Origin of the sequence: Curtobacterium sp. B8, from assembly GCF_000333315.1 — a bacterium.
Lineage (GTDB): Bacteria > Actinomycetota > Actinomycetes > Actinomycetales > Microbacteriaceae > Curtobacterium > Curtobacterium luteum.
The window spans coordinates 1-1,745 of record NZ_BACW01000182.1 but is presented as its reverse complement, the minus strand read 5'-3'; the positions used below and the strand labels follow the sequence as shown (position 1 = coordinate 1,745).

Here is a 1,745-nt window from a genome sequence, read left to right as displayed (position 1 = left end):
CTCATCGAGACGCTGCTGACCGCACAGCTCGTCGATGCGCTCACCGAGACGGGGTCCAGCAAGTGGCGGGAGTCGTGGGGCCAGGGTGTCGCCAACATCGCGTCCGCGTTCTTCGGCGGGACGGGCGGCTGCGCGATGATCGGCCAGACCGTCATCAACGTGAAGACCGCGAGCGCGAGGACCCGGATCTCGACGTTCGTCGCCGGGGCGTCGGTGCTCGTGCTGACGATCGTGCTGCACGACCTCGTGGCGCAGATCCCGATGGCCGCGCTCACGGCCGTCATGGTCATGGTGTGCGTGGCGACCTTCGACTGGCACAGCGTCCGGCCCGCCACCCTCCGTCGGATGCCGCTCGGCGAGACCGCGGTGATGGTGCTCACGGTCGTGGTGGTCGTGGCGACGGACAACCTCGCGACGGGCGTGCTCGTCGGGGTCGTCGCCGCCGCCCTGGTGTTCGCCCGTCGTGCCGCCCACGTGGTGTCGGTGGTCCGTGAGCCCGTGGACGAGCACACCGTCCGCTACCGGGTCCGTGGCGCGCTCTTCTTCGCCAGTTCGAACGACCTCGTCACACGGTTCTCCTACGCCGAGGACCCGGAGCACGTCGTGGTCGACCTGTCCGACGCGCAGGTGTTCGACGCGAGCACCGTGGCGGCCCTCGACGGGGTGGAGCAGCGGTACGCACAGCACGGCTCGACCGTCCGCGTCGAGAACCTCGACACCGGATCCGTGGCCATCCACGGGCGCCTCACGGGGCGCCTGGGCTGAACGTCCCCGCAGCCGTGAATCCCCTGGGCGGGGGGTGGGAACGCTCGGGCGACCTAGACTGGAGGCCATGCCCGCGACCCGAGTCCACCTCGTCCGTCACGGCGAGGTGCACAACCCCGACCGTGTCCTCTACGGTCGGCTCCCGGGCTTCGGGCTGAGCGAACTCGGCACGCAGATGGCGGCAGCCTCCGCGTCCGCCTGGCACGACGCCGGTGTCGACGTCCGCCGGATCGTCGCATCGCCGCTGCAGCGCACGCAGGAGTCCGCGCGGCCGTGGGCGGCCCTCTACGGGCTCGAGGTCGCGCTCGACGAACGACTCATCGAGCCGACGAACCGGTACGAAGGGCAGCCCCCGGGGTTCACGAAGCGGTCGCTGGGCCGTCCCGCGGAGTGGCCCTGGATCGCGAACCCGTTCCGCCCGAGTTGGGGCGAGGCCTACGAGTCGATCGCGAACCGCATGCTCGCGGCCGTCGCGTCGGCGTGGGAGAGCATCGACGACGGCGACGTCGTCCTGGTGAGCCACCAGCTCCCGATCTGGATGGTGCACCGCCGCCTCGCCGGCGAGCACCTCTGGCACGACCCGCGGCAGCGGCGGTGCGACCTCTCCAGCATCACGACCCTCGAGCGTGTGCCCGCCACGCCGACCGGTCGTTTCACCGAGGTCGGGTACGCGGACCCGGCCGAACGGCTGCGGGCCTCCGCGATCGACGAAGGAGCAGTGTGAGCACCAGCAGGAAGCGACTCGCGACCATCGCGGCGACGGCGGTCGTCGCCGCCCTCGCCCTCGCCGGGTGCTCGTCGAGCAACGACGCGCTCACGAAGCAGTACGGGCACGGCACCACGCAGAACTACATCTCCGGTGACGGCGCGGTGACCGAGGTCGCCGCCGCGGACCGGACCGACCCGATCTCCTTCGACGTGACGAGCATGACGGGGGAACGACTGTCGTCCAAGGCGCTCGGGGGCAAGGTCGTCGTCGT

General features: G+C 71.1%; 2 protein-coding genes and 1 pseudogene. All 3 read left to right on the top strand.

Going from position 1 to position 1,745, the window contains the following annotated elements:
• On the top strand, positions 1–765 hold a 765-nt coding region (locus I59_RS04415; RefSeq protein WP_022902830.1), incomplete at its 5' end, for a SulP family inorganic anion transporter.
• 67 nt (positions 766–832) lie between these two features.
• Entirely contained in the window at positions 833–1,489 is a 657-nt protein-coding gene (locus tag I59_RS04410; protein WP_022902829.1) for a histidine phosphatase family protein, read from the top strand.
• Positions 1,486–1,745 (top strand): annotated as a pseudogene (locus I59_RS04405) (TlpA family protein disulfide reductase); the annotation flags it as partial. The gene I59_RS04410 and the pseudogene I59_RS04405, both read left to right, overlap by 4 nt.

Bases quoted from the DNA above. Each gene is read 5' to 3' on its own strand.
- I59_RS04410 (WP_022902829.1), top strand. From the start codon at position 833: ATGCCCGCGACCCGAGTCCACCTCGTCCGTCACGGCGAGGTGCACAAC.